Below are 22,892 nucleotides of genomic sequence, written 5' to 3'. Positions count from 1 at the left end.
AAGTTCGCCTGTCTGGAAGTGGGGTGGTTACCAGGTGCGCTGGGCGCCGGTGAGGAGCTCGCGCCCGGGCCGGCGCCACTTGGGCTCCTGGTCCAGGGTGTGGGTGGTGATGCCTCGGAGGGCCCTGATGGCAGATCCGTAGGGGCGGATGGTGCTGGTGGAAAGCTTGCCGCCGGGCGGCTCGTCCATGAACGGCATGAACTTGTCCGGGAAGCCCGGCATGGTGCAGCCGATGCAGATCCCGCCGACGTTCGGGCAGCCGCCAATGCCGTTCATCCAGCCGCGCTTGGGCACGTTGCACTTGACCACAGGGCCCCAGCAGCCGAGCTTGACGATGCACTTGGGGGAGCCGTACTCCGTGGCGAAATCGCCCTGCTCGTAGTAGCCCGCCCGGTCGCAGCCTTCATGGACGGTCTTGCCGAACAGCCAGGTGGGCCGCAGGTTGTCGTCCAGCGGGATCATCGGGGCCTGGCCGGTGGCCTGGTAAAGCAGGTAGGTCATGGTCTCGGAGAGGTTGTCCGGCTGGATGGGGCAGCCGGGGACGCACACAATGGGGATGCCCGCCTTGGACTTCCAGCCGTACCCGAGGTAGTCCGGAACTCCCATCGCCCCGGTGGGGTTTCCCGCCATGGCGTGGATGCCGCCGTACGTTGCGCAGGTGCCGGCGGCGATGATCGCCGTGGCTTTCGGCGCCAGGCGGTCCAGCCATTCGCTCGTAGTGATGGGCTGGCCGGTCTCGAGGTCGTTGCCGAACCCGCACCAGTATCCGCCCGGCTCGTGAAGTTTTTCGTTCGGAATGGAGCCCTCGACCACGAGGACAAACGGCTCCAGCTCCCCGCGGTCCGCCTTGCGGAACCACTCGAGGAAGTCATCGGCCCCTTCCTGGGGCCCGCACTCGAAATCGATCAGGGGCCAGTGCATGGCAATCCGGGGCAAGCCGGGCAGTGCACCGAGGGCTATCTCCTCGACGCTGGGCTGTGTGGCGGCCGTCAGGGCGACCGAATCGCCGTCGCAACTGAGTCCGGCGTTGATCCACAGCACGTGGATGAGGGCTTCTTCGGCCTTGAGGGATGTTTCAGTAGGCATCGGTGCCTCTTTCGGTGGCCCCGGGAGGGGCTCAGTGAGCGTCTGTCAGCGAATCAGTCAAGGAGTCTGACCGGGAAATGCCTGACCGGGATGTGGTGCCGCCGAGCCAGTCATACCAGGCGCGGAGACCTTCGCCTGTAGCGGCCGAAACTGTCAGGAATTCGGCCCGCGGGTTGACCTGCCGGATGCGGCGCAGGCACGCGTCGACGTCGAAATCGACATACGGGAGCAGATCCGACTTGTTGATGATCACCAGGTCGGCTGCCATGAACATGTGCGGGTATTTCTGCGGTTTGTCATCACCTTCCGTCACGGAGACGATTACCACCTTGGCTGTCTCGCCAAGGTCAAACAATGCGGGGCAGACCAGGTTGCCCACGTTTTCAATGAAGACTGTGGAGCCCGGCCCGGGGTCCAGGGCGTCGAGCCCGCGCCGGAGCATGTCGGCGTCGAGATGGCAGCCGGCGCCGGTGTTGATCTGGATGACCGGCCGGCCCACCGCGCGGATGCGGTCCGCGTCCAGGGACGTCTCCTGGTCCCCCTCTATGACGCCGGCGCGGAGGCTCTCGCCCAGATCCGCCAACGTGCGGACCAGGAGGGTGGTCTTGCCGGCGCCGGGCGAACTCATCACGTTGAAGGCCCGGATGCCACGGCCTTCCAGCCAGCCACGGTTCCTTGCCGCCAGCAGGTCGTTCTTGGCCAGCAGATTCTGTTCCAGCGAGATGGTTTCCGTGTTCGGGGACGGGTGGTGATGACCCGGACCGTGATCCGGACCGTGATCGTGATCATGCGGGTGGCTGTGCTCGTGATCGTGCGGGTGCGGGTGCGGGTGGCCGGGGTCATTGACGTGGAGGCGCAGCTGCTCATGCTCCGGTGTGTGCCCTGTTCCCTCGAGGCTTGAGACCCGGGTGTTCGCTTCGTCGCCGCAGCCGCACGTTGTACACATCTTCTACGCCACCTCCACCGACATCAGCATGAGTTCGCGGCCGTGGAGAATTTCGACGTCCGCACTTCCGCAGGGGCAAAGCAGGATCAGGTCTGGCAACTCGAATTCGCCTTGGCAAGTGCGGCACCGGGCCAGCCCTCGGGGCTCGTCGATCCACAGCCGCGCGCCCGCCAGGGGGGTTCCCGCAGAGACCACGTCGAAACAAAACCGCATGGCATCCGGGAGTACGCCGGAGAGGGTGCCGACGCGCAGGTTGACCGCGGTCACCGTCCGTTCGCCTGTACGGTCCAGAACGGCGTCCACAAGGCCCTGCGTGATGGAAAGTTCATGCATGGCGGCACTCCTTCCTGCCAAGATAGGCTCGCCCCGGATAAAGCGCAACCATCCAAAACTGACACGGTCCCGTCCTGCCGCGAGTAGGCGAAGTCATCCCGTCAGCGCCCTTCCAGGCACCCTCCGCCAACGGACAGCTGAGGCCCTTGGAAGCCTGATCCCGGGGCCTCAACCGCCCGGTCGCGCAGACGTTTTGGCAGACGTTAAGGTTGGAGGATGCCGTCGTTCCAGACCAGACTCAAGATCACCGGGCTCAAGCCGGGCAACCCTCCCGAAGCCGTGATGGCGGCCGCCGTGGAGGCCCTGGGCACCCGCCACCACGTGGAATCCAACCAGCTGGAACTGGCGGGCGGCGTGCCCCAACTGAACCTGCGTTTCCTCGTGGAAGCCACCGAATACAGCGGTGAGAACAGCCAGGCCCGGGAGTCGGCAGCGATGATGCGCGACGCCGTCGAACGCGTTGCGGTGACCGGCTCGCTTTCCGTGCTCCGCCGGAACCGCGGCCGCTGGGCGCCCGTCTGACTGACCCGTGAGCCGGTTGTCCTGCTCAGGGGAGCGGGCCGGCCGGCCCGTCCGGTTCGTCCACGGGGGACCGGCTGCCGCGCCGACGCGTGGCGATCACGCCCACCAGGGCCCCGATCACCAGGCCCACGCCCAGGCCGATCAGTGAGCTCGCCCAGAACGGCAGGCGGGTCGCGGAGCCGGTGAAATAGCCGAGGCCCACCAGCCAGGTCGCCCAGAGCACCCCGCCCAGTCCCGCGCACAGACTGAAGCCGCGGGTGGAAACATCGGCGATGCCGGCCGCCGCGGACGTGGCAAGCCGGCCGCCGGGAATGAACCGGGCCCCGATGATGGCGCCGTAGGTGGAGGAACGTCCAGCCTTGGCGATGGCTTCGTGGATGCCGCGGTGGACTTTTCGGCCCCACGGCCAATGGTCCAGGACATGGCTGAGGCGGCGTTTGAACAGCTGGAACACTATGACGTCGCCGAGCCACGAAGCCGCCGCGGACAGGCTGCCGATCAGGAACAGGTTGGCCCGGCCCTCCGCGGATAGCGCCCCGCCGGTGATCAGGACCATCTCCGACGGGATGGGCGGAAAAATGGCATCCCCGAGAACCGCCGGAATGATCCAGAAGTAGATCGCGGCTCCCCAGGTGTCCGCGTTGCCGAAGTCCATTCGCACAACGTATCGCACTTGGCGCCCCCACGCTGCGCAGTCCTTCGCCGGGACGGGCCGCGGTGCCACACTGGCAGCATGAGGATCGAGATTGTTCAGGGTGACATCACCGCGCGGCCCGTGGATGCGATCGTGAACGCGGCAAATTCGTCACTCATGGGCGGCGGCGGTGTGGACGGCGCCATTCACCGGGCGGCAGGGGCGGAGCTGCTCGAGGCATGCCGGCTGCTGCGCTCCGGCGAGCTGCAGAACGGCCTGGCGGTCGGGGCGGCCGTGGCCACTCCGGGATTCCGGCTGCCGGCCACCTGGGTGATTCACACGGTCGGGCCCAACCGTCACGTCGGCCAGACAAACCCCGCGCTGCTGGCGTCCTGCTTCACCGAGAGCCTGCGGATTGCCGAGGGCCTCGGCGCGCGGTCTGTCGCCTTCCCCGCGGTCGGTGCCGGCGTCTATGGCTGGGATGCCCGCCGGGTGGCGCAGGTGGCGCTCGAGGCCGTCCGCGGGTATGCGGGCCGCTCGATTGAGCCCGGCGTGGTGCTGGTGGAGTTCGTCCTGTTCAGCGCCGAGGTGGCGGCGATTTTCCGCGACGTCCTTAGCGGCGGTGCTGGTCCGTCCGCAGCTGGTCCCGCTGAGGCGGGCGGCGGCCGGAGCTAACCCGGCGTGGGCGGAACTGCCGCTGTCAGCGGACTTCGCTCAGCTCAAGCCGGCTGCGGTACTCCACCGGCTTCCTGGTGATGGGGTCGACAAATCGGATGCCGCGGGCCAGCAGCTGGAGCGGCTTGGTGTAGTCGTCCGGGGCCTTGTCCAGCAGGTCCGGGTAAAACGCGTCGTCCAAAATGCCCAGGCCCAGCGAGGCCATGTGCACCCGGAGCTGGTGCGTCTTCCCGGAGTGCGGCTCGAGGCGGTACAGCGCGCGCGAAACGGAGGCGGGCGGGCCGCCGTCGGAAGAACCCGAGGCTGGCGGGCCGCCTTCGGAAGTCCCGCCGTCGAACGTCCTGATCAGGTCGATGCGGGTCTCCGCATTGGGCTCGCCGTCGATCACCTCGGCGAGCAGGTAGCTGCGGGACTTGGTCATCCGGTTCCGGACCACCACGGGGAAGTCGACGGCGGGATGCCCGGCAGCCGGCTCGGCGGCGGCGACGCACTCGTATTCCTTCTGCACCTGGCGTTTCTCGAACAGCACCTGGTAGTTGCCGCGGGTTTCCGGGTTGGTGGAGAGCAGCAGGATGCCGGCAGTCATGCGGTCCAGCCGGTGCATCGGGATGAGATCAGGGAGGTTGAGCTGGTTCCGGAGCCGGACCAGCGCCGATTCCTGGATGTACGTTCCGCCGGGCGTGGTGGGGAGGAAGTGTGGCTTGTCCACCACGAGGATGTGATCGTCCTGGTGCAGGATGTTCAGCTCCACGGGCAGCCGCGTCTCCGGCGGGAGGGTGCGGTAGTACCAGATGAAGGTGTGGTCCTCGAGCCGGGTGCGCCGGTCCAGCGGGATGCCGCCCTCGCCCACGATCTCGCCGGCGTCGAACCGGTCCTCGATGCCCTGCGGGTCGATGTGCCCCCAGCGGTGCATCATGTAGTCCATTGCGGTGGTCCAGGGCCCCTCGTCCGGCAGCCGCAGGCGGGTGGCGTTCACGCCGTCGCGCACGGGAAGGGGGGATTGCATCACCGGTCCATTCTACCGGCGCCTCCTCCCGCCGTTTCGACGGTTCCCTGCGCCCTAAATGCAGCCCGACGTCGAACCGGCAGGGAACCGTCGAAACGGCCACCGACGGTAAAAAAGTTCTTGACAAATAAAATTGTCGGTAGGCACAGTGGAAGCATGTTGGACATCGAAGTGATCGAGGACCCCGCGGCCGCGGAGGCTTCCCTGGACCCGATCCGCACCCGGATTCTCCACGAGCTGGCCGAACCCTGGTCCGCCACGCAGCTTGCGGGGAGGGTGGGCCTGCCGCGGCAGAAGGTGAACTACCACCTCAAGGCCCTGGAGCGGCACGGGCTAGTGGAGCTGGTCGAGGAGCGCCGCAAGGGAAACGTCACCGAACGCGTGGTGCAGGCGACGGCGGCCTCGTACCTGATCTCACCCGCGGCGCTTGCCTCCGTGGCGCCGGATCCGCACCGGTTTTCGGACCGGTTCTCGGCCTTCTGGCTGCTGGCGCTGGCAGGCCGGATGGTCCAGGAGGTGGGCAAGCTCATCACCGGTGCCGCGGCCGCCCGCCAGAAACTCGCCACCTTCGCGATCGACGGCGAGATCACCTTCCGCTCCGCCGCGGACCGCGCCGCTTTCGCCGAGGAGCTGGGTGTCGCCGTCACCCGCCTCGTGGACAAATATCACGACGGCGGTGCTGCCGCCGGCACCGGTGCCGGCGGTCCGCGCGGCCGCGGGCACCGGCTCGTCGTCGCCCTTCACCCGACGCCCAAACCCGCCCCAACGTCAACAACAAAGCCAGTATCAGCTAAGGAGCAGGACAATGACTGACAACCGCGAATTCGAGATCGTGTACGACGCCGAATTGCCCGGCACCCCCGAGCGCGTCTGGGAAGCCGTTACCAAGGACACCCCGGCGTGGATGTTCCCTACGGACCAATGGCCCGCCGTCCGGACGGTGGACGAATACCCCAGCCGTCTCGTGACCAGGATGGACGGGCCTGACGGCTGGTTCAACCAGTTGGAGCACGTGCTGGAACCGCTCGACGGCGGCCGCGCCAAACTCCACTACGTCCACAGCGGCATCTTCGTGGACAACTGGGATGAGCAGTACGACGGCGCCAGCAAGCACACCGAGTTCTACCTTCACACCCTGGGCCAGTACCTCAAGCACTTCGACGGCAGGCCGGTGGTCTTCACGGACGTGCAGGCGCCGGCGTCGTCCCAGTCCCCGGACGGCTTTGCGCGGCTGAAGAAGGCGCTGGGGGTGGAAGGCGCGTCCGCCGGTGACGCCGTCGACGTGGAGCTCGACGGCGTGGGGCGGCTTTCGGGGGAAGTGGACTTCGCCAATGAGCACTTCCTGGGCCTGCGCACCGGGGAGGCGCTGTACCGGTTCTTTGGCCGCAACTCCTTCGGCGCCCCCGTGGGCATGACCGCGCACGACTTCGGCGGTGCCGGCGACTCCGCGGCCACGGCCTCGGCCTGGGGCCGGTTCCTCGAACGGGTCTACGCGTAGCCACTCAGCACCGGAGCGCGACCCGGGCGCGACGCGCCTGTTGCCGCGGGAGGCGCAAATGGCCCGGCGACACCCGAATTCCGGTGTCGCCGGGCCGTTTGCGTGTCGCCGCGCAGGTTGAGTGTCGGGGGATGCCGGCGGGCGTGTCAGGCGGCCCAGCCGCGGGCGACGGCATCCAGCGCCGAGGCGTAGACCGCTGCCCAGTCGGTGTGGGGCGGCCCGACCTGGGCCAACTCCAGGCTCACGAGGCCGTGAACCTGTCCCCAGATGGCCGAGGCGATCACGTCCACGTGCGCTGGCCGTAAGGTGCCGGCCGCCTGGGCAGAAGCGACGGACTCAATCAGCGGGGCCATGGCGTCTGCGGCGGCGTCGGGGCTGGGCTGGCACTCGACGTACGCCGCCAGCGCGCCGCCGAACATCAGCCGGTAGAGGGCCTGATGCTCCAGCGCCCAGGTCCGGTAGGCCACGCCGAGGGCGGGCAGGCCGCCGGGCGCCGCGGCCACCTGTGAGTCGCGGAACGACCGGAATCCGTCGTCCACCACCGCAGTCAGCAGCTGGGACTTTCCGCCGAACAGCGAATAGACGGCGCTGGTGGACGTCTGCGCGGCGGACGCGACATCGCGCAGCGTGACACGCGCCGGCCCTTCCCTGTCTACGAGGTCCGCCGTGGCGGCCAGGAGTTCCTGTCTGAGTGAATCGTTGTGCACCACGGGTCTTGCCATGGTGTCCATTGTTTCATAACCTTGTTTCGTAACAGCGTTATGAAACGCAGGACATGTGGCGACCACGCTGAACATGAGGACCACACAAGGAGCAGCCATGGCACAACAGGTATTCCCGGGCCGCTACACCGCCGACCCGGAGCGCGAGTCGGTGACCGTATTCCTGATCGGCATGCGTGCGAACCGGTGGTGGAAGGCCGCCACCGTCGCCAAGGTGGCTGCCACCATGCCCAGGATGCTCTGGCACCTGGCGGGCGATCCGGCGTCCGGCATGCTGGGATGCGAGCAGTGGTTCGGGCGTACCACCATGCTGCTCAGCTACTGGGAAAGCCCCGAGCACCTGCGCAAATTTGCGGCGGACAGGGAGTCCCCGCATCTGGAACCCTGGCGCCGCTTCATGAAGGAGGTTGCCGGAACCGGTGATGTCGGCGTGTGGCATGAAACGTACCAGGTGCCCGCCGCCGGGATCGAGGTCATCTACAACGGGATGCCGCTCTTTGGCCTGGCCAAGGCTACGACGCATGTGCCGGTCGGTGCCGGCAGCAACACGGCGAAGCAGCGCATGGGCCGGCCGGCGGGGCGTGTCGCGGGCAGTCCGTCCGGGAAGGGCTAAGACGCGCAATCGGCCCCGCGACGCGCAAAATGCCTGGGGACCATGGAATTCCGGTGTCCCCGGGCATTTTCCGCGTCGCCAGGCAATTTGTGCCTCCCCGGGCGTCAGGCGATGGCCACGGCGGGGGAGTCCCGGAGTGTCCGGCGCAGCTGCGGGGCCGCGTCCAGCCTGTCCTGGGCCGAGCGCAGCGCCAGGACGGCCGTCTCGAGCTGGTCCGGCGGCAGCGTGAAGGGGATGCGGAGATGGTTTTCAAAGACGCCGCCCACTCCGAAGCGCGGGCCTGCGGCGAGGCGGATGCCAAGCTCCGGAGCGATGACGGCCAGTGCCGTGCTGCTGGGAGCGGGGAGCCGGCACCAGACGGCAAGGCCGCCGTCGGGGCGTTCCGGCTGCCACTGCGGCAAATGGCCGTGCAGCAGTTCCAGCAGTGCCGAGCGACTCTCCCGGAGCGCGGCCAGCCGCCCGGGCAGCGGCTCCGTCAGGTTGCGCACCAGGTGCGCGGCCGCGAGCTGCTCCACCACGGGCCCGCCGAGATCCATGGTGGTGCGGACGGCGGCGAAGCGCTGGATCATGCCTTCCGAAGCGCGGATCCAGCCCGTGCGCATGCCGGCCCAGTGGGACTTGCTGAGCGATCCGATGGACACCACCGCCGGACTGAAGGAGGCCAGCGGCGCCGCGGTGCCGCCGTCGAGGTTCAGTTCGCGGAGGGTTTCGTCCGCCACCAGGACGGTGCCGGCCGCTGCGGCGGCCCGGACCAGCCGGCGGCGCTGGGAATCGGGCATCAGGCGGCCCGTGGGGTTGTGGAAGTCGGGCACCATGTAGGCCATCTTGGGCCGCTGCTGCATCAGGGCCGCCTCCGTGGCGGCGATGTCCCAGCCGGCCTCGGGCGCAGGCGGCAGGGCCACCGGAACCATCCTTCCGCCGGCCGCCCGGATGGCATCGAGCGCGTTCGGGTACGTGGGGTGCTCCACCAGCACGCGGTCCTGCCGGGCGACGAGGGTGCGCAGCACGATGTTCAGCGCGTGCTGGGCGCCCGACGTCACCAGGATCTGCGCGGCAGACGTGGGGACCCCGATGGCCGTGTACCTCCCGGCAATGGCTTCGCGGAGGGCGGGAACTCCGAGGGCGTCGTAGCCGAATCCGGGCAACAGGGCGGGTAGTTCCGTCAGGGCGGCGGCAAAGGCCCGGTGGACGGCTTCGCCGCTGGCGGGGAGGGAAGCGTAGGCGAGGTCGATGACGCCGTCAGGAACCGCGAGTCCAGGCGCGCCGGACAGCCCTGCCCCGTCCGCCTGTTTCCCCGGGGACTGCGCCGCTGAGCGGGGCAGGCACGTGCGGCCCCGGGTTCCCTGGCCGCTGCTCAGGAAACCCTGGTCCCGCAGGGAGGCGTAGGCCGCCGTGACGGTGGTGCGGCTGACGGCGAGCGTGGCGGACAGGGTCCGCTCGCTGGGGAGCGCGGTGCCCAGCGGGATGCGCCCGTCCAGGACAAGAAGCCGGACGACGTCGGCCAGCTCACGGTAGGCGGGCCCGGCGCCGAGGTGCCACTGGCCTAGGAGCCGTGCGAGGGCGGTGGGGGTGAGGGAACCGGACATCAGGCCAGTATCTCAAACTGGCCATGGAAAACAAGGCCAGTTGTGGCGCAGGATGGTTCAATGATGATCCGCAGACTCGTACAGCTCTTCACCGGTCTCGCCATGTATGGCATTTCCCTGGCCATGTTTATCCGCGCCGGACTCGGCCTGGACCCATGGGACGTGTTCCACCAGGGCGTGGCGGGACGAACCGGGCTGAGCATCGGCGCGGTGGTGATCATCATCAGCTTCCTCGTGCTCCTGCTGTGGATTCCGCTGCGCCAGCGGCCCGGGTTCGGGACGCTGTGCAACGCCGTCCTGGTGGGCGTCTTCGCCGACGTCGGGCTGGCCCTGATCCCGTCCTTTTCCCACCTCGGCGGCCAGATCGCCCTGCTGGGAGGCGCCGTGCTGCTTAACGCGGTTGCCTCCGCCTGCTACATCGGTGCCCGCTTCGGACCGGGCGCCCGCGACGGACTCATGACCGGCCTGGCCCGCCGCACCGGCTGGTCCGTCCGCGTGTCCCGGACGCTGATCGAGGTGGTGGTCCTCGCCGCGGGCTGGCTGCTGGGAGGATCCGTGGGCGTGGGCACCGTGGTCTACGCACTGGCCATCGGTCCCTTGGTCCAGCTCCTGTTGCCGCGCTTCATGGTCCCGGCGGCCGTCCCCGCTCAGGTCCGTGCGGACGGGGCCGGGAACGAGGCCGCGGAAGAAACCGGGGAGCCGGTGGCTGCTCCGTAGCGGCGGCCGCCCTGCGTCTTCGGGGCGCATCGGGCGTGGCGACGGGACCTGCGCCTCGCGTCAGGCCGGGCCGGCACCGATGAGCGGCTGGCAGTTGGGGCAGAAATAGATGTCGCGCTCCTCGGTGACCAGCTCCGGCGAACCGGCCGACCTTGCGGGCGCCGTCTTGCCCAGCACACCGCGGCGGATGGTGGTCCGGCAGCGCAGGCAAGGCTGGTGCTCGCGCCGGTAGACCCAGTAGCCGGGACGCCCGGCCGCCCGGCCCACGGGAGTGCCCCGCGCGTTAAGTACGGTGGTCCGCCGGCCCGGTCCGAGGTTGGCCTCAAGAAGCTGCTTGGCGTCGGCAAACACGGCCTGCAGATCCGTCACGGCCGCGACAGGTGATGCCGGGTGGACTCCGGCCAGGAAGCACACCTCGCAGCGGTAGATGTTGCCGATGCCCGCAAGGTTGCGCTGGTCCAGCAGGGCCACCCCGACGGGCACGTCCGGCGCCGATGCCACGCGGAGCTCGGCCTCGGCGGGATCCCAGTCCGGCCCCAGCAGGTCCGGCCCGAGATGTCCCACGGCCTTGTCCTCGTCCGCGGTCTTGATGACCTCCAGCACGCCAAGTGAGAACCCGACGGCGTCTGCCGCCGCCGTGCGGAGGACGCACCGTGCTGTGAAGCTGGGCTTGCGCCACCGGCCGCCCGGCGGGTAGACCTGCCAGCTGCCTTCCATCTTGAGGTGCGAATGGATGGTCAGCCGGTCGTCGGCCGGGCCCACCAGGCGCATGAGGAGATGCTTTCCCCGCGGCACGACCTCCTGGACGGTCCAGTCCCGGAGGTTAAGGGTGGCGAAGCTGGGCACGCGAAAGTCGGACGCCAGGAGCGTTTGCCCGGCAAGGGCGGCGTGCAGCTGGTTCGCCGCGCGCCAGACGGAGTCACCCTCAGGCACGGATTCTCAGTCCTTTCGGCGTGGAGTAGGCCCCGGCCGCGGTCAGGGCCGCGGCCACCGGGGTGTCGAGGATGCCGTGTCCGTTGACCTTTTCCATGACGAGTTTGTCCACGGCGCCCCGCTTCACCACGTCCACGAGGGCAGCGCCGGCGGCGGCGAGAACGGGCTCCTCCTCGGTGAAGACGAGCAGGGTCTTGCCCCCGCGTTCCACGTAAAGCACCAGCGCGCCGTCGACCATCACCACCAGCGCCCCCGCCTTGCGCCCCGGGCGGTGGCCGCTGCCGGCCTCGACGCTGAGCGCGGGCCACGGCAGGGCGGCGCCGTACGGGTTGGCGGGATCCGTGGCGGCGAGGGCCAGGGCCACCGGTTCGGGTTTGGCCAGCTGCGTGTCCTCCGAATAGGAGCGCAGGCGGTCCACCGTGGCAGGCACGGCGAACTGGGCCGCCCCGAGGTGCTCGACGAAGTAGCCGCGCCGGCAGCGTCCGGCCTCCTCCAGCCGGGCCAGCACCTTGTACATGAGTCCGAATCCGCCCAGGATGTTCTCGGCCATGACCGAGCCGCGGGTGACCACGCCGTACCGGTCGAGGAGCAGTTCGGCTGTGGCGCGGGCGTGGATGGTGGGGTCCAGCTCGGGCGCCGGGAGCGCCGACCAGCGCCCGGCCGCCAACGGCGGTGTGGGCGGCGAACCGGTCACCGATCCGTACCGCCCGCCAGTGAGCCCCGGGGAGCCGAGCAGCCCTGTCCCGTGCGAGCGCCCCAGCCGGCTCAGCCGCGGGGCACGGGCGCGCGGTGCGCGGGCAACCTGCCGGTGGGCGGTGTGGCCGCCGGCGATCAGGGCCCGGACGGGAGCGAACGTGTCTCCTGTCACCCGGCCCGCCCAGGCAAGGTCCCACAGCGCCGACACGATTTCCTGGTCGCCAAGCACCGCGTCCATTCCGCCGGCGACCTCCGTCAGCTGACGGAAGAAATAGCCCCCGCCGTTGGCCTGGAGATAGTCCAGCAATCTTTGCTGGGCATCTCCGGGCTCAAAATCAATCGCCGGATTCAGGGTCAGCTCGGCCGAGTCCGCCACGTGCAGGCTGATCCAGCCGTCGTTGCCGGGCAGGGAGCCGGCCCCGGACCACAGCACCTCGCCGGCTGCCATGAGCTCGTCCAGCATGGCCGGCTGGTAGTTCGACACCCGGCTGGCCAGAACCAGGGGTTCCCACGCGGACGCCGGAACCGGCACCCCGGACAGCTGGTCGATGGCCGTGACCACCCCGTCCAGGCCGCGCAGCGCAGGCTGCCCGCGCCCGGTCCCGGGTGTGCGGACGTTCTGCCAGGCGGGAAGGAACCGCCCGTAGGCGGCGGTGTCCACCGGTTCCACTTCGGCACGAAGCGCGGCCAGGGAGCGGCGCCGCAGCTTGCGCAGGACCTCGGCGTCGCACCACTCGCTGCCGGCGGCGGCAGTGGTGGCGGACGCAGGGACGGCAGATGTTGGGGCCTCGGGCACAGGAGAAGTGGCTGCGCCGTGGCCGGTGTCCGCGGAGGTAGCATGGCCCGCCGCCGGCTCGGTGTGGGGCCGGAATTCGCCCTCCACCAACCGTCCGTCCGCGGCGAGGCGTTTCAGCGCCGTGCCGACGACGGCGACACCAAGTCCCAGCCTGGCCGCGGCTTCCGTGGCCGTGAAGGGGCCGTGGGTGCGCGCGTAGCGGGAGACGAGGTCCCCCAGAGGATCCGCTACCGGCTCGATGAAGGCAAGGGGAACGCCCATGGGAAGGGGGACGCCGATGGCATCCCGCAGCCGCGCGGCATCTTCCACTGCAGCGAACCGATCGACGCCGCCGATGGTCACCTTGATGGCGCGGTTGGCCCGTTGCAGCATAACGAGGTGCGCGACGGCGATCGCCACGAGCGTCTCGGCAGGCTCGGTTTCGACGGCTTCGACGGCCTCGGTTTCGGCAGGCTCAACCGGCGGCGCGGTGGTTTCGGCGGGCTCAACCAGCGATGTGGTGGTTTCGACGGCTTCGGTTTCGGCAGGCTCAACCGGCGGTGCAGTGGCGAGTCTCTCGGCCACCTCCGTCGGCGCCAGCGGACCGAGGAGCCGCAGCAGATCGGCAACCCCCTCGACGCCGCGGACTTTCCGGTCCGGAGCGAGGCGCTGCAGTTCGCGCTCGGTGGCTTCGATGACCCTTGCGTCCAGGAGTTCCCGAAGCTCCACCCGGCCAAGGAGCTCGTTCAGCAGGGTGGAATCCAGGGCGAGGGCGGCGGCACGGCGCTCGGCCAGCGGGGAGTCGCCCTCGTAGAGGAACTGCGCCACGTAGCCAAAGAGCAGCGACTTCGCGAAGGGCGACGGCTGCTGCGTGGTTGTCTGCACGATCCGCAGTTCGCGCCGTTCCACGGATGCCGCAATTTCCTTCAGGGCCGGCAGGTCGTAGACATCCTGCAGGCACTCCCGCACGGTTTCCAGCACGATGGGGAAGGACGGGTACTTCCGCGCGACATCCAGCAGCTGGGCGGACCGCTGGCGCTGCTGCCACAGCGGCTGCCGCTTTCCGGGGGTCTGCCGGGGCAGCAGCAGGGCACGCGCCGCGCACTCGCGGAAGCGGGAGGCGAACAGGGCGCTGCCGCCCACTTCCGCCGTCACGATCTGCTCCAGCTCCTCGGGGTCGAACAGGAACAGTTCGGCGCCGGGCGGTTCGTCCTCCATCATGGGGACGCGCAGCACGATGCCGTCGTCGGCCGCCATGGCGGAGCCGTCCAGACCGTAGCGCTGGTGCAGGCGCTGACCCACGGCAAGTGCCCAGGGCGCGTGGACGGGCATGCCGAACGGGCTGTGCAGGATGACCCGCCAGTCGCCGAGTTCGTCGTGGAAGCGTTCCACGACGAGGGTGGTGTCGCTGGGGACCACGTCCGTGGCCAGCTTCTGTTCGTTGAGATACTGCAGCAGGTTGTTGGCGGCGAAGTCGTCAAGACCGCTGGCCTTGCAGCGTTCGGTGGCAGGGCCGACGTCGGACGCCGACAGTTCGCGCACAAAGGCGCCCAGGGCGCGGCCCAGGTCAACCGGCCGTCCCAGCGAGTCGCCCTTCCAGAACGGGAGCTTTCCGGGCTGGCCGAAGGCCGGCGAGACGAGCACGCGGTCGTGCGTGATGTCCTCGATTTTCCAGCTCGTGGCCCCGAGCGCGAAGATGTCGCCTACGCGGGATTCGTAGACCATCTCCTCATCGAGTTCGCCCACGCGCCGGCCGCCCTTTGCCGTCGACGCGGCACCGGTGGCCTTGCCGTCCCCCGGTGCTCCGGCAGGGGAGGCCGACCCCTCCGTCTCGGTGCCGATGATGTAGACGCCGAACAGGCCGCGGTCCGGGATGGTTCCCCCGGAGGTGACGGCCAGGCGCTGCGCCCCCGGCCGGCCTTCGATGGTGCCGGCATTGCGGTCCCAGACGATGCGCGGACGGAGTTCGGCGAATTCGTCCGAGGGGTAGCGTCCGGCGAGCAGGTCCAGGGTGGCTTCAAAAGCGGAGCGGGGGAGCGTGGCGAAGGGCGCCGACCGCCGCACCGTGGAAAACCACTCCTCGACGTCGATGCTGCCCAGGGCGGTGGCGGCAACGGTCTGCTGGGCCAGGATGTCGAGGGGATTGGCCGGGACGCTGAGGCGCTCGATCTTGCCGTCCAGCATGCGTTCCACCGTGATGGCGGTGTGGACGAGGTCGGCGCGATGCTTGGGGAAGAGATACCCCTGCGAGATTTCGCCCACCTGGTGGCCGGCGCGGCCCACCCGCTGCAGTCCGCTGGCCACGGACGGCGGCGATTCCACCTGCACCACAAGGTCCACCGCGCCCATGTCGATGCCGAGTTCCAGGGAGGACGTCGCCACCACGCAGCGCAGCCGCCCCGATTTGAGGTCGTCCTCGATCATGGCCCGCTGGTCCTTGGACACCGAGCCGTGGTGCGCCCTGGCCAACAACGGATCAGCGCCCGCCGTGCTGCCGGCCTGCGCCATCATGTGCGCGGGCGTGGCCGTGGATGTGGGCGGTGTCCCCGCCGCGGGCGACGACGGATCCTCCCAGCCGCCGCCGACCGCAATGAGCTGGCGCTCGGCGTGGATCTCGTTGAGCCGCGCGGTCAGGCGTTCCGCCAGCCGGCGCGAGTTGGCGAAGACGATGGTGGACTGGTTGGCCAGCACCAGGTCCACGATCTTTTCCTCCACATGCGGCCAGATCGAGGCCTGCGGCTGCAGCCCCGAGGCGGGACCGGAGTCGAAGGCTCCGGCGGCGCCCTGCAGATCGGACATGTCCTCCACAGGGACAGACACGGTGAGGTCCCAGTTCTTGCGCGACGGCGGGGCCACGATCTGGACCGGAGCCGAACCGGCCAGGAACTGCGCCACGAGCTCCCTCGGCTCCACCGTGGCGGACAGGCCGATCCGCTGGGCAGGCTTGGGCAGCAACGCGTCAAGGCGCTCCAGGGAGACCGCGAGGTGGGCCCCCCGTTTGGTGCCGGCGACGGCGTGGACCTCATCGACGATGACGGTGTCCACCTCGCTCAGCGTTTCCCGCGCCTTGGATGTCAGCATGAGGAACAGCGACTCCGGGGTGGTGATGAGGATGTCCGGCGGGTTGCTCAGCAGGGCGCGGCGGTCCGAGGCAGGGGTATCGCCCGATCTGACGCCGACGGTGATCAGCGGGGCCGGCAGGTCCAGCCTCTTGGCGGTCTGCGTGATGCCGATGAGGGGCGATCGGAGGTTGCGTTCGACGTCGACGCCGAGCGCCTTGAGCGGCGAAATGTACAGTACGCGGGTTTTCCGCTTTGGTTTCCTTGCCCGGGGCTGTTTGGCCGCCCGGGCACCGCCGGGACCTGGGGCGGGAGCGTCTTCCAGCCCCGGCAGCTCCGCGGGCAGGGCCGCTCCGGAAACCAGCAGCCGGTCCAGCGCCCAGAGGAACGCAGCCAGGGTTTTACCGGAGCCCGTGGGCGCCACGACAAGGGCGTGCGAACCGGAGGAAATGGCTGCCCATGCGCCCTGCTGGGCGGGCGTGGGCTCGGCGAACGCGCCCAGGAACCACTCCCGGGTGGGCCGGCTGAACTGGCCCATCGCGTCCACCGTAGATGTGCCGCCGGGCGTGCCGGCGGGCTCCTGCGACTGCATGCCTCCATCATGCCCCAAAGCACTGACAGTATTGCCGGCGCCCTCTGCCGAGAGGCCTGGGCCGGCCCCTCCGGCTCACTCCGCCGGCGGTAGGTCGTGCGTGGCCGGCCCCTCGAGGACCTTCCCGTCGTGGCTGAACCGGGAGCCGTGCAACGGGCAGTCCCAGGATTTCTCGTTGTCGTTCCAGTGGAGCACCCCGCCGAGGTGGGTGCAGACGGCGGACAGGGTGCACGTGGTTCCGTCCACGGTTGACGCTGCGATGGGTTTGCGGCCCCGCAGGGCCAGGGCGCCCGTCCCTTCCGCAGGCGGGGTGCCGGATTCCGCGGGCAGTTTCCTGAGGCCGGCCCGCGCCCAGTCCTTCGCAACAGTCGCGGCAACGTCCGCGTTGAGCGCCACGGCGGATGCCGCGCCGGGAGGGGACGTGACGCGGCGGTGAATGGCGTTGGCCCAGGGCAGGTGGCCTCCGAGGATGTCCGCGGTGATGCCAAGGGACGCGGCCACCGCGTTGGTCATGCCCCACTTGTTGTACCCCGTGGCGAAGTAGATGCGGCCCCGCCCGCGCGGGAATCTTCCAAAGAACGGCATGAGGTTGGTGGCCTGGTAGTCCTGCGCGGACCAGGTGTGGGTCACCGCTGCGTCCGGAAAATGTGAGGCAGCCCAGGCCAGCAGTTCGTCCAGGTGCGCCTGTTCGGACCGCGGCCTGCCCACGGGGTGTCCGTTGCCGCCCACCAGCAGCAGGCGCCGCCCGTCCGCCGGGTAATCCCGCAGTGACCGGACAGGCTGTTCCACGGACAGGTACATGCCGTCCGGCGGCTCGGCGCCTTCGGGCAATTGCAGGGACGCGGCGTACGAGCGGTTGGGCTTGAGTTTGGCGAAGTACAGGCCGCGGTTCAGGATGGGCGTGCCCGTGGCCAGCACCACTTCGTTGGCATGCACCCTTCCGTGGTCCGTCTCAACCACTGCCGGGTCCGTGCCGCCGACGTTCTGGACGCGGACGCCGGAGACGATCGTGCCGCCGTGCGAGCGCACGTCCTCGGCCAGGGCGAGGACAACGTCCATCGGATTGATCTGCGCCTGCCCGCGGAGGCGCAGGGACCCGCGCACCGGGAAAGGCAGCCCGGCGTCGCGGACATAGTCCACCTCGACGCCGGCGGCGAGGGCGACGGCGAGCTCCTCGCGAAGCGCCTCAGTCCCCTTTGGCGTGGTGGCGTAGGTGTATGCGTCGCGTTCCTGGAACGGCACCCTGCGGGTTTCAAGGTACCGCAGCAGCCAGGCCTGCCCTTCGCGGTTGGCTGCCACATAGGCGTCCACGATCTTCGCGGAATACTGATGCCGCAGGCCGGACAGAACGGTTCCCTGCAGCAGGGTCACCTTGGCGGTCGTGTTGCCAGTGGCCACGGCCCCGGGACTTCGCGCCTCCAGGACCAGGACGTTCTGGCCTGAACGGGCCAGCAGGAGTGCCGTCACCAGCCCGGTCAGGCCGGCGCCGACCACCACGGTGTCATAGGCTTCCCCCTGGCTGAACTCGTCGCCGGTGAAAGTATCGGTGCGGTCCAACCAGAGTGATGTCACGAATATCTACCCGCCTTCGGCCCGTGCTCAGTCCGCGGGGCAATCCCGCGATAGGCCCGGTGCGGTCAGCAAGGACCCTGAGTAACCGCAAGTGTACTGACGGATGGGTGACCGGAACAGGCTCGGGGCCGGAACGTGCGAACGGCGGCGCGCATAACCTAGCGCGCCTGGAACGCCCCGATGCTCAGGAGCTCAATGGAGGCGTTGCTGCAGGCATCCGACGGCCGGGGCACGAACAGCGACGCCGTGTCTTCGGGCGGGTAGACCCGGAAGCCGGCCGCGGCCGCCTTGACGCAGTCAGGGTAGTTACCCGCCTGCGTGTAGCGGAGCACGGCCGTTCCGGACTGGCCCGGTGCCAGCAGCACGTCGCCGACTGGAACCGACGTGTCGCGCCGCGCCGGAGCACCGATCGGCTGGCCGTTGGGGCTGTTGGTCAGCGAGACGCCGGCGAAGCCCTTCAAGTGGCAGGAGGACGGGCCACTGTTCGTCAGGATCAGTTCCATGTAGACGCTGCCGGCCGCGCCTCCGCCGGTGGCGTCCGTCGTGGCCTTCAGCGTGGCCGCTTTACACGTTTGGACGCTGCCGGAAGTGGCCTGCCCGGAGGGCGGTGAGGCTGACGGATTGGCTGGTGCCGCCGAAGAAGAGGACGACGACGGCGGGGACGTTTCGGGGGCAGCCTGGCTGCCGTCCGCACTGGGGGAGCCCGTACCCGGTTCCGAGCTCTGCTGCCCGGCCGGCTGGCTGGGGCCGCAGGCGGTCAGCAAGAGGGCCAGTGCGGCAGCCGCCGTCGTGCATATCAGTCCGTTGGTGATTCGCTGAAGCCTCATGACTTTACCTTTGCCGCCGTTCCTGCCGGAGTCAACGAAGGCGCGGCAGCCGGACGAATTTGGTGCCCGGATTGTGACATCGGTGCCCGGAGCCCGGAGCCCGGAGCCCGGTGGTCGGCAGTCATTCGGCGGCGCCGCTAATTTTCCGGCCGTGATGCAACGATAAACCTTGCATTGCCGCAGAAATGGCGGAATTACGGGCCAAATTTGCGTTGATAAGGCGATTTGGCTGTGCCAGAATGAACTTGGTCTCGCTTGTCCATCACTTGGATGAATCTAATTCAAACAGGTGCTAATAGCTCATAGTCAGGCGACGGCCAGTCATACAGCCGCCGCCGGCATTGCCCCTTCGATATATGGGGCAACGCAGGGTTGAGGGAGGCAACTCGGCATCCGTCCGCAGCAACGCCGCTGCGGAGGGTTCCTGAATAGGCGCATCAGTCATTGGCACCGGCAACGCCGCCGGAGCCAATAACGATGGGGGCTGAGGATATGACCGGTTGGCTCGTCCGCTGGAGTCTTAAATTTCGTTTGATCATTTTGGCCGCTGCAGTCGGCATCTTAGGGTTCGGAATAACGACCCTGCCGACCATGCCAGTGGATAATCTTCCCGAATTCTCCCCGCCACACGTGGAGATTCAAACCGAAGCACTTGGGTTGTCGGCCGTGGAGGTCGAACAGCTCATTACGTCGCCCATGGAGGCTGACCTACTCAACGGTGTTGCCTGGCTTGACGAGATCCGCTCAAAGTCAGTTCCGGGCCTGTCGTCCATTGAGATGGTCTTTGAACCGGGCACTGATATTTTCCGCGCACGGCAGCTGGTGGCGGAGAGGCTGACGCAGGCCTTCGCGCTGCCCAACGTCTCGGCGCCGCCGGTGCTGATGCAGCCGCTGTCATCAACGAGCCGCGTCATGATGGTCCAGCTCACGTCCGAGGACGTGTCGCAGATCGACATGTCGGTTCTCGCACGGTGGAACATCAAGCCGGCCCTGATGGGTGTTCCCGGCGTGGCCAATGTGTCCATTTTCGGCCAGCGCGAACAGCAGCTTCAGGTGCAGGTCGACCCGGAGAAGCTCCGGGCGAGCAACGTCACGCTCAACCAGGTGATTGAGACTGCCGGCAACGCCGTGTGGGTCTCGCCGCTGAGCTTCCTTGAGGCATCCACACCGGGCACCGGCGGATTCCTGGAGTCTGCGAATCAGCGGATCGGTATCCAGCACGTCCTTCCCATTAGGACTCCCGAGGACCTTGGCAAGGTCAGCATCGAGGGAGCCCAGAACAAGGCGCTGAAACTCTCCGATGTCACCACCCTGAGCGAGGATCATCAGCCGCTGATCGGTGAAGCGGTCACGGGCAAGTCCCCGGGCCTCCTCCTCGTCATCGAGAAGTTCCCCGACACCAGCGTCGGCGAAGTCACCAAGAGCGTCGAAGATGTCCTGGACGGACTCCGCCCAGGCCTCGCCGGTATCACAGTGGACTCCACCGTGTTCCGTCCGGCATCCTTCGTGGAGTCGGCCGTCGGCAAGCTCGGTGTGGCGCTGCTGGTGAGCCTGTTGGTAGTGACCGCCGCCGTCGGACTGATCTTCCGGTCCTGGCGCTACGCACTCCTGGCTTTCGTTGCCGTTTCGGTGGCCGCCATGGCTGCCGCACTCGTGCTGCAGTTCCAGGGTGCCGTGCTTAATACGATGGCCTTCGCCGGGCTTGTACTCGCCCTGGTGGTTGTCATCGGCGACGTCATCACGGATCTCTACAGCTTCCGGCAGGAAAGGACGGACGACCCGGCAGCAAGGGAGGGCCTGCTCCTGCACGCACTGCAGCGCTCCCGGGTTCCTGTTCTCTTCGCCGGCCTTGCCGCCCTGCTGGCCGTTGCACCGTCCCTGTTTGTTCCCGGCGCCCAAGGGGCATTCCTCAAACCTCTGGTGCTCTCCTACCTGCTGGCTACGGCTGTTGCGATGCTCGTGGCGCTGACAGTCACGCCGGCACTGGCCAGCCTTCTGTTGCGCGGACACCGTCGGCAGCGGCGCACGCCAGCCTTCGTCCGGAAGTTCAAGCTCGGCTACCGTCGGTCCACCAAGTCCTTCACCGGAACTGTGGCCACCGTATTTGCGCTAGCGGCGGCGGTCATGGCCATTGCGGCCATTGCGGTTGTTCCCGGGCTGACCAGGGACCTGCCGGTGGTCGCTTCGGTTCCTGACCGGACGATCCTCGTTCAATGGGATGCCGCCGCCGGTACAGGCACCGACGTCATGAACAGGGTGATGACCAGGGCCACTGACGAGCTGCGGTCAATTCGCGGCGTCTCGGCGGTCGGCGGTCACGTGGGTCGTGCCATCACGTCAGACACATCATCCGACGTCAATTCCAGTGAGATCTGGGTGACCATGGATGACAATGCGAACTACACCAGGGTCCGCTCCGAGGTCAGGGAAATCGTGGAGGGCTACCCGGGCCTCACGCCCACCGTCACGACCTACCCGGAACAGCAGCTGGCCGCCGCCACGGTATCCGATGAGCAGCAGTTCACGGTACGTGTCTACGGTGTTGACCTGGCGATCCTCCGCGAGAAGGCCGAGGAAGTCCGCGAGATCCTGTCCCGCACGAACGGCGTCGTCGATCCGCGGGTGGATGTCACGGTTGACCAGCCTGTTGCCGAGATCGAAGTGGATCTGGCAGCGGCTCAAAAGGCAGGCATCAAGCCGGGCGACGTCCGGCGTGCCGCAGCCACCGTCCTCCAAGGCATTGAAGTCGGCTACCTGTTCGAGCAGCAGAAAGTCTTCCAGGTCATCGTCAAGGGAACGCCGGCCACGCGCAACAGCATCAACAGCGTTACCGACATGGTGGTGGACAAGCCCGACGGCGGCCATGTCCGGCTCGGCGATGTTGCCAAGGTGACGCTCCGTCCGAACCAGACGGTGATCCAACATGACGACACCTCGAGGCGCCTCGACGTTGTGGCCAGCATTCAAGGACGGGATCTTGGTGCCGTCAAGGCAGAGGTCCAGACAGCGATTCGGTCGCTTCAGTTCCCGCTGGAATACCACGCCGAGATTCCGCCGCAGTACGGTGAGCAACAGGCTGCCGGCGCACTCATCTGGTGGCTTGCAGCAGCAGCCGCTGCGGGTGTCCTGGTCCTTCTCCTCACGGTTCTTGGCAGCTGGCGGCTCGCGGGGCTGTCCTTCGTGCTGTTGCCGGTCGCCCTGGCCGGCGGTGTGGTGGCCGCCGAGATGGCGGGCGGAATCGGCTCTGTGTACGTGTTGGTGGCGCTCGCCGCGGTCCTGGCCATTGCGATCCGCGACGTCGTCCTGCTGATGGGGACCTACCAGTCCCTGCAGAGCAAGGATCCCGCCGCATCTTCGGCAGCTCACATGGAACACGCAGCGTCCGAACGGCTCGTGCCGACCATTCTGTCCGCAGTCATTACAGGGCTGGCATTGGTGCCACTTGTCCTGCTTGGCGGGGCAGTCGGCTCTGGCATGCTGCTGCCGCTGGCGCTGATCGTGTGGGGCGGCCTGATCACGTCGGCCCTGCTCACCCTATATGTCCTGCCCGTCCTGTTCCTCCGTTTTGGTCCGGCCGCTAACACGGACTGGGGGAGCTCATTGGTGATTAACAACGGACGCGTTCTGCCAGAGAGGTCGGAATTGTCATGAAAAGCAATAGTGGTTTTGGGGGCTGGCGTTCTATTCTCGTGCTGGTCTTCGCAGCGTCAATGGGCCTCTCCGGGTGTGCGGCGGTAAAAACTGCGGCCGCTCCCGCCGGGCAGGCCGCGGCCACCATGGAAAAGGCGGGCCCGGATCTGAACAGGCTGACGCTGACAGACAAGGCTGTGGAAAGGCTGGAGGTGACCACGGCGAAGGTCACCAAGGGCACCGGCAGCGCCTTGGAAATCCCGTACGGCGCACTGGTTTACGATGCAAACGGTAAGACCTGGGTCTACACGAATCCGGAGCCGCGGGTCTACATCCGGGCCGCTGTAACGGTGGACCGGATCACCGCCAACAAGGTCCAGCTCCGGTCCGGCCCGCCGGCAGGAACCGATGTTGTCACGGTGGGCGCAGCGGAACTGTTTGGCGCCGAATTCGGTACGAAGGGGCATTGA

The 22,892-nt window shown here is 68.2% G+C and carries 19 protein-coding genes; 8 read left to right on the top strand and 11 right to left on the bottom strand.

Features of this window, described 5'->3' with window-relative positions:
* Nucleotides 1-27: 27 nt before the first annotated feature.
* From ABFP37_RS11035 to ABFP37_RS11025, 3 genes are read right to left on the bottom strand one after another with little or no spacing between them, the layout of a single operon-like run.
* Nucleotides 28-1,086 (bottom strand): hydrogenase expression protein HypE, encoded by a 1,059-nt coding sequence (locus ABFP37_RS11035; protein WP_078029887.1) that lies wholly within the window; start codon nucleotides 1,084-1,086, stop codon nucleotides 28-30.
* Nucleotides 1,087-1,117: 31 nt separating this feature from the next.
* Nucleotides 1,118-2,032, bottom strand: coding sequence for a hydrogenase nickel incorporation protein HypB (gene hypB, locus ABFP37_RS11030; RefSeq protein ID WP_078029888.1), 915 nt, complete (start codon nucleotides 2,030-2,032; stop codon nucleotides 1,118-1,120).
* Between the two features lie 3 nt (nucleotides 2,033-2,035).
* Nucleotides 2,036-2,365, bottom strand: coding sequence for a hydrogenase maturation nickel metallochaperone HypA (locus ABFP37_RS11025; RefSeq protein WP_078029889.1), 330 nt, complete (start codon nucleotides 2,363-2,365; stop codon nucleotides 2,036-2,038).
* A 216-nt stretch (nucleotides 2,366-2,581) separates the two neighbouring features.
* Here ABFP37_RS11025 and ABFP37_RS11020 point away from each other — a divergent pair, with 216 nt between their 5' ends.
* Nucleotides 2,582-2,887 (top strand): hypothetical protein, encoded by a 306-nt coding sequence (locus tag ABFP37_RS11020; RefSeq protein ID WP_078029890.1) that lies wholly within the window; start codon nucleotides 2,582-2,584, stop codon nucleotides 2,885-2,887.
* Nucleotides 2,888-2,912: 25 nt separating this feature from the next.
* Here the strand turns inward: ABFP37_RS11020 and ABFP37_RS11015 are convergent, their stop codons facing one another.
* Nucleotides 2,913-3,542, bottom strand: coding sequence for a VTT domain-containing protein (locus tag ABFP37_RS11015; RefSeq protein ID WP_078029994.1), 630 nt, complete (start codon nucleotides 3,540-3,542; stop codon nucleotides 2,913-2,915).
* A 78-nt stretch (nucleotides 3,543-3,620) separates the two neighbouring features.
* Here ABFP37_RS11015 and ABFP37_RS11010 point away from each other — a divergent pair, with 78 nt between their 5' ends.
* Nucleotides 3,621-4,196, top strand: a complete 576-nt coding sequence (locus ABFP37_RS11010; protein WP_078029891.1) for an O-acetyl-ADP-ribose deacetylase — start codon at nucleotides 3,621-3,623, stop codon at nucleotides 4,194-4,196.
* A gap of 25 nt (nucleotides 4,197-4,221) precedes the next feature.
* On the opposite strand, the gene ABFP37_RS11005 is transcribed toward ABFP37_RS11010, so the two are convergent.
* The gene (locus ABFP37_RS11005; RefSeq protein ID WP_347033666.1) at nucleotides 4,222-5,202 is read right to left on the bottom strand and encodes an RluA family pseudouridine synthase; all 981 of its coding nucleotides are present in this window, start codon (nucleotides 5,200-5,202) and stop codon (nucleotides 4,222-4,224) included.
* Between the two features lie 156 nt (nucleotides 5,203-5,358).
* Between ABFP37_RS11005 and ABFP37_RS11000 the strand changes: the two genes are divergently transcribed.
* Both ABFP37_RS11000 and ABFP37_RS10995 read left to right on the top strand, forming a co-directional pair.
* A complete protein-coding gene (locus ABFP37_RS11000) occupies nucleotides 5,359-6,015 on the top strand; it encodes a helix-turn-helix domain-containing protein (RefSeq protein WP_347033607.1) in 657 nt (218 codons plus the stop codon).
* Nucleotides 6,008-6,700, top strand: coding sequence for an ATPase (locus ABFP37_RS10995; protein WP_078029894.1), 693 nt, complete (start codon nucleotides 6,008-6,010; stop codon nucleotides 6,698-6,700). The genes ABFP37_RS11000 and ABFP37_RS10995 overlap by 8 nt, the downstream gene beginning before the upstream one ends.
* A gap of 146 nt (nucleotides 6,701-6,846) precedes the next feature.
* Here the strand turns inward: ABFP37_RS10995 and ABFP37_RS10990 are convergent, their stop codons facing one another.
* Nucleotides 6,847-7,422, bottom strand: a complete 576-nt coding sequence (locus tag ABFP37_RS10990; RefSeq protein WP_260680877.1) for a TetR/AcrR family transcriptional regulator — start codon at nucleotides 7,420-7,422, stop codon at nucleotides 6,847-6,849.
* 97 nt (nucleotides 7,423-7,519) lie between these two features.
* Between ABFP37_RS10990 and ABFP37_RS10985 the strand changes: the two genes are divergently transcribed.
* Nucleotides 7,520-8,035, top strand: coding sequence for a DUF4188 domain-containing protein (locus ABFP37_RS10985; protein WP_347033606.1), 516 nt, complete (start codon nucleotides 7,520-7,522; stop codon nucleotides 8,033-8,035).
* Nucleotides 8,036-8,139: 104 nt separating this feature from the next.
* On the opposite strand, the gene ABFP37_RS10980 is transcribed toward ABFP37_RS10985, so the two are convergent.
* Entirely contained in the window at nucleotides 8,140-9,621 is a 1,482-nt protein-coding gene (locus tag ABFP37_RS10980) for a PLP-dependent aminotransferase family protein (protein ID WP_078029896.1), read from the bottom strand.
* Between the two features lie 60 nt (nucleotides 9,622-9,681).
* Between ABFP37_RS10980 and ABFP37_RS10975 the strand changes: the two genes are divergently transcribed.
* Complete coding sequence (locus tag ABFP37_RS10975) at nucleotides 9,682-10,338, top strand: hypothetical protein (protein WP_347033605.1); 657 nt, start codon at nucleotides 9,682-9,684, stop codon at nucleotides 10,336-10,338.
* A 60-nt stretch (nucleotides 10,339-10,398) separates the two neighbouring features.
* Here ABFP37_RS10975 and ABFP37_RS10970 read toward each other — a convergent pair whose 3' ends face one another.
* From ABFP37_RS10970 to ABFP37_RS10955, 4 genes are all read right to left on the bottom strand, one after another.
* On the bottom strand, nucleotides 10,399-11,271 hold the full coding sequence (locus ABFP37_RS10970) for a DNA-formamidopyrimidine glycosylase family protein (RefSeq protein WP_347033604.1): 873 nt from the start codon (nucleotides 11,269-11,271) through the stop codon (nucleotides 10,399-10,401).
* Complete coding sequence (locus tag ABFP37_RS10965; RefSeq protein ID WP_078029899.1) at nucleotides 11,264-16,393, bottom strand: DEAD/DEAH box helicase; 5,130 nt, start codon at nucleotides 16,391-16,393, stop codon at nucleotides 11,264-11,266. The genes ABFP37_RS10970 and ABFP37_RS10965 overlap by 8 nt, the downstream gene beginning before the upstream one ends.
* A 75-nt stretch (nucleotides 16,394-16,468) precedes the next feature.
* On the bottom strand, nucleotides 16,469-17,965 hold the full coding sequence (locus tag ABFP37_RS10960) for an FAD-dependent oxidoreductase (protein WP_078029900.1): 1,497 nt from the start codon (nucleotides 17,963-17,965) through the stop codon (nucleotides 16,469-16,471).
* Nucleotides 17,966-18,123: 158 nt separating this feature from the next.
* Nucleotides 18,124-18,792: a DUF4232 domain-containing protein gene (locus tag ABFP37_RS10955; RefSeq protein ID WP_078029901.1), complete on the bottom strand. Its 669-nt coding sequence runs from the start codon at nucleotides 18,790-18,792 to the stop codon at nucleotides 18,124-18,126.
* Between the two features lie 477 nt (nucleotides 18,793-19,269).
* On the opposite strand from ABFP37_RS10955, the gene ABFP37_RS10950 reads away from it, so the two are divergent.
* Together ABFP37_RS10950 and ABFP37_RS10945 are read left to right on the top strand one after the other, a co-directional pair.
* Complete coding sequence (locus tag ABFP37_RS10950) at nucleotides 19,270-22,443, top strand: efflux RND transporter permease subunit (RefSeq protein ID WP_347033603.1); 3,174 nt, start codon at nucleotides 19,270-19,272, stop codon at nucleotides 22,441-22,443.
* Complete coding sequence (locus tag ABFP37_RS10945; protein ID WP_078029903.1) at nucleotides 22,440-22,892, top strand: hypothetical protein; 453 nt, start codon at nucleotides 22,440-22,442, stop codon at nucleotides 22,890-22,892. The genes ABFP37_RS10950 and ABFP37_RS10945 overlap by 4 nt, the downstream gene beginning before the upstream one ends.

It is taken from the genome of Burkholderia sp. RS01, from assembly GCF_039748055.1.
Lineage (GTDB): Bacteria > Actinomycetota > Actinomycetes > Actinomycetales > Micrococcaceae > Arthrobacter.
The sequence above is the reverse complement of the archived record's forward strand: the minus strand, read 5'-3'. Positions and strand labels throughout refer to the sequence as shown.

Bases quoted from the DNA above. Each gene is read 5' to 3' on its own strand.
- ABFP37_RS11035 (WP_078029887.1), bottom strand. From the start codon at position 1,086: ATGCCTACTGAAACATCCCTCAAGGCCGAAGAAGCCCTCATCCACGTG.
- hypB (WP_078029888.1), bottom strand. From the start codon at position 2,032: ATGTGTACAACGTGCGGCTGCGGCGACGAAGCGAACACCCGGGTCTCA.
- ABFP37_RS11025 (WP_078029889.1), bottom strand. From the start codon at position 2,365: ATGCATGAACTTTCCATCACGCAGGGCCTTGTGGACGCCGTTCTGGAC.
- ABFP37_RS11020 (WP_078029890.1), top strand. From the start codon at position 2,582: ATGCCGTCGTTCCAGACCAGACTCAAGATCACCGGGCTCAAGCCGGGC.
- ABFP37_RS11015 (WP_078029994.1), bottom strand. From the start codon at position 3,542: ATGGACTTCGGCAACGCGGACACCTGGGGAGCCGCGATCTACTTCTGG.
- ABFP37_RS11010 (WP_078029891.1), top strand. From the start codon at position 3,621: ATGAGGATCGAGATTGTTCAGGGTGACATCACCGCGCGGCCCGTGGAT.
- ABFP37_RS11005 (WP_347033666.1), bottom strand. From the start codon at position 5,202: ATGCAATCCCCCCTTCCCGTGCGCGACGGCGTGAACGCCACCCGCCTG.
- ABFP37_RS11000 (WP_347033607.1), top strand. From the start codon at position 5,359: ATGTTGGACATCGAAGTGATCGAGGACCCCGCGGCCGCGGAGGCTTCC.
- ABFP37_RS10995 (WP_078029894.1), top strand. From the start codon at position 6,008: ATGACTGACAACCGCGAATTCGAGATCGTGTACGACGCCGAATTGCCC.
- ABFP37_RS10990 (WP_260680877.1), bottom strand. From the start codon at position 7,422: ATGGCAAGACCCGTGGTGCACAACGATTCACTCAGACAGGAACTCCTG.
- ABFP37_RS10985 (WP_347033606.1), top strand. From the start codon at position 7,520: ATGGCACAACAGGTATTCCCGGGCCGCTACACCGCCGACCCGGAGCGC.
- ABFP37_RS10980 (WP_078029896.1), bottom strand. From the start codon at position 9,621: ATGTCCGGTTCCCTCACCCCCACCGCCCTCGCACGGCTCCTAGGCCAG.
- ABFP37_RS10975 (WP_347033605.1), top strand. From the start codon at position 9,682: ATGATGATCCGCAGACTCGTACAGCTCTTCACCGGTCTCGCCATGTAT.
- ABFP37_RS10965 (WP_078029899.1), bottom strand. From the start codon at position 16,393: ATGCAGTCGCAGGAGCCCGCCGGCACGCCCGGCGGCACATCTACGGTG.
- ABFP37_RS10955 (WP_078029901.1), bottom strand. From the start codon at position 18,792: ATGAGGCTTCAGCGAATCACCAACGGACTGATATGCACGACGGCGGCT.
- ABFP37_RS10950 (WP_347033603.1), top strand. From the start codon at position 19,270: ATGGGGGCTGAGGATATGACCGGTTGGCTCGTCCGCTGGAGTCTTAAA.
- ABFP37_RS10945 (WP_078029903.1), top strand. From the start codon at position 22,440: ATGAAAAGCAATAGTGGTTTTGGGGGCTGGCGTTCTATTCTCGTGCTG.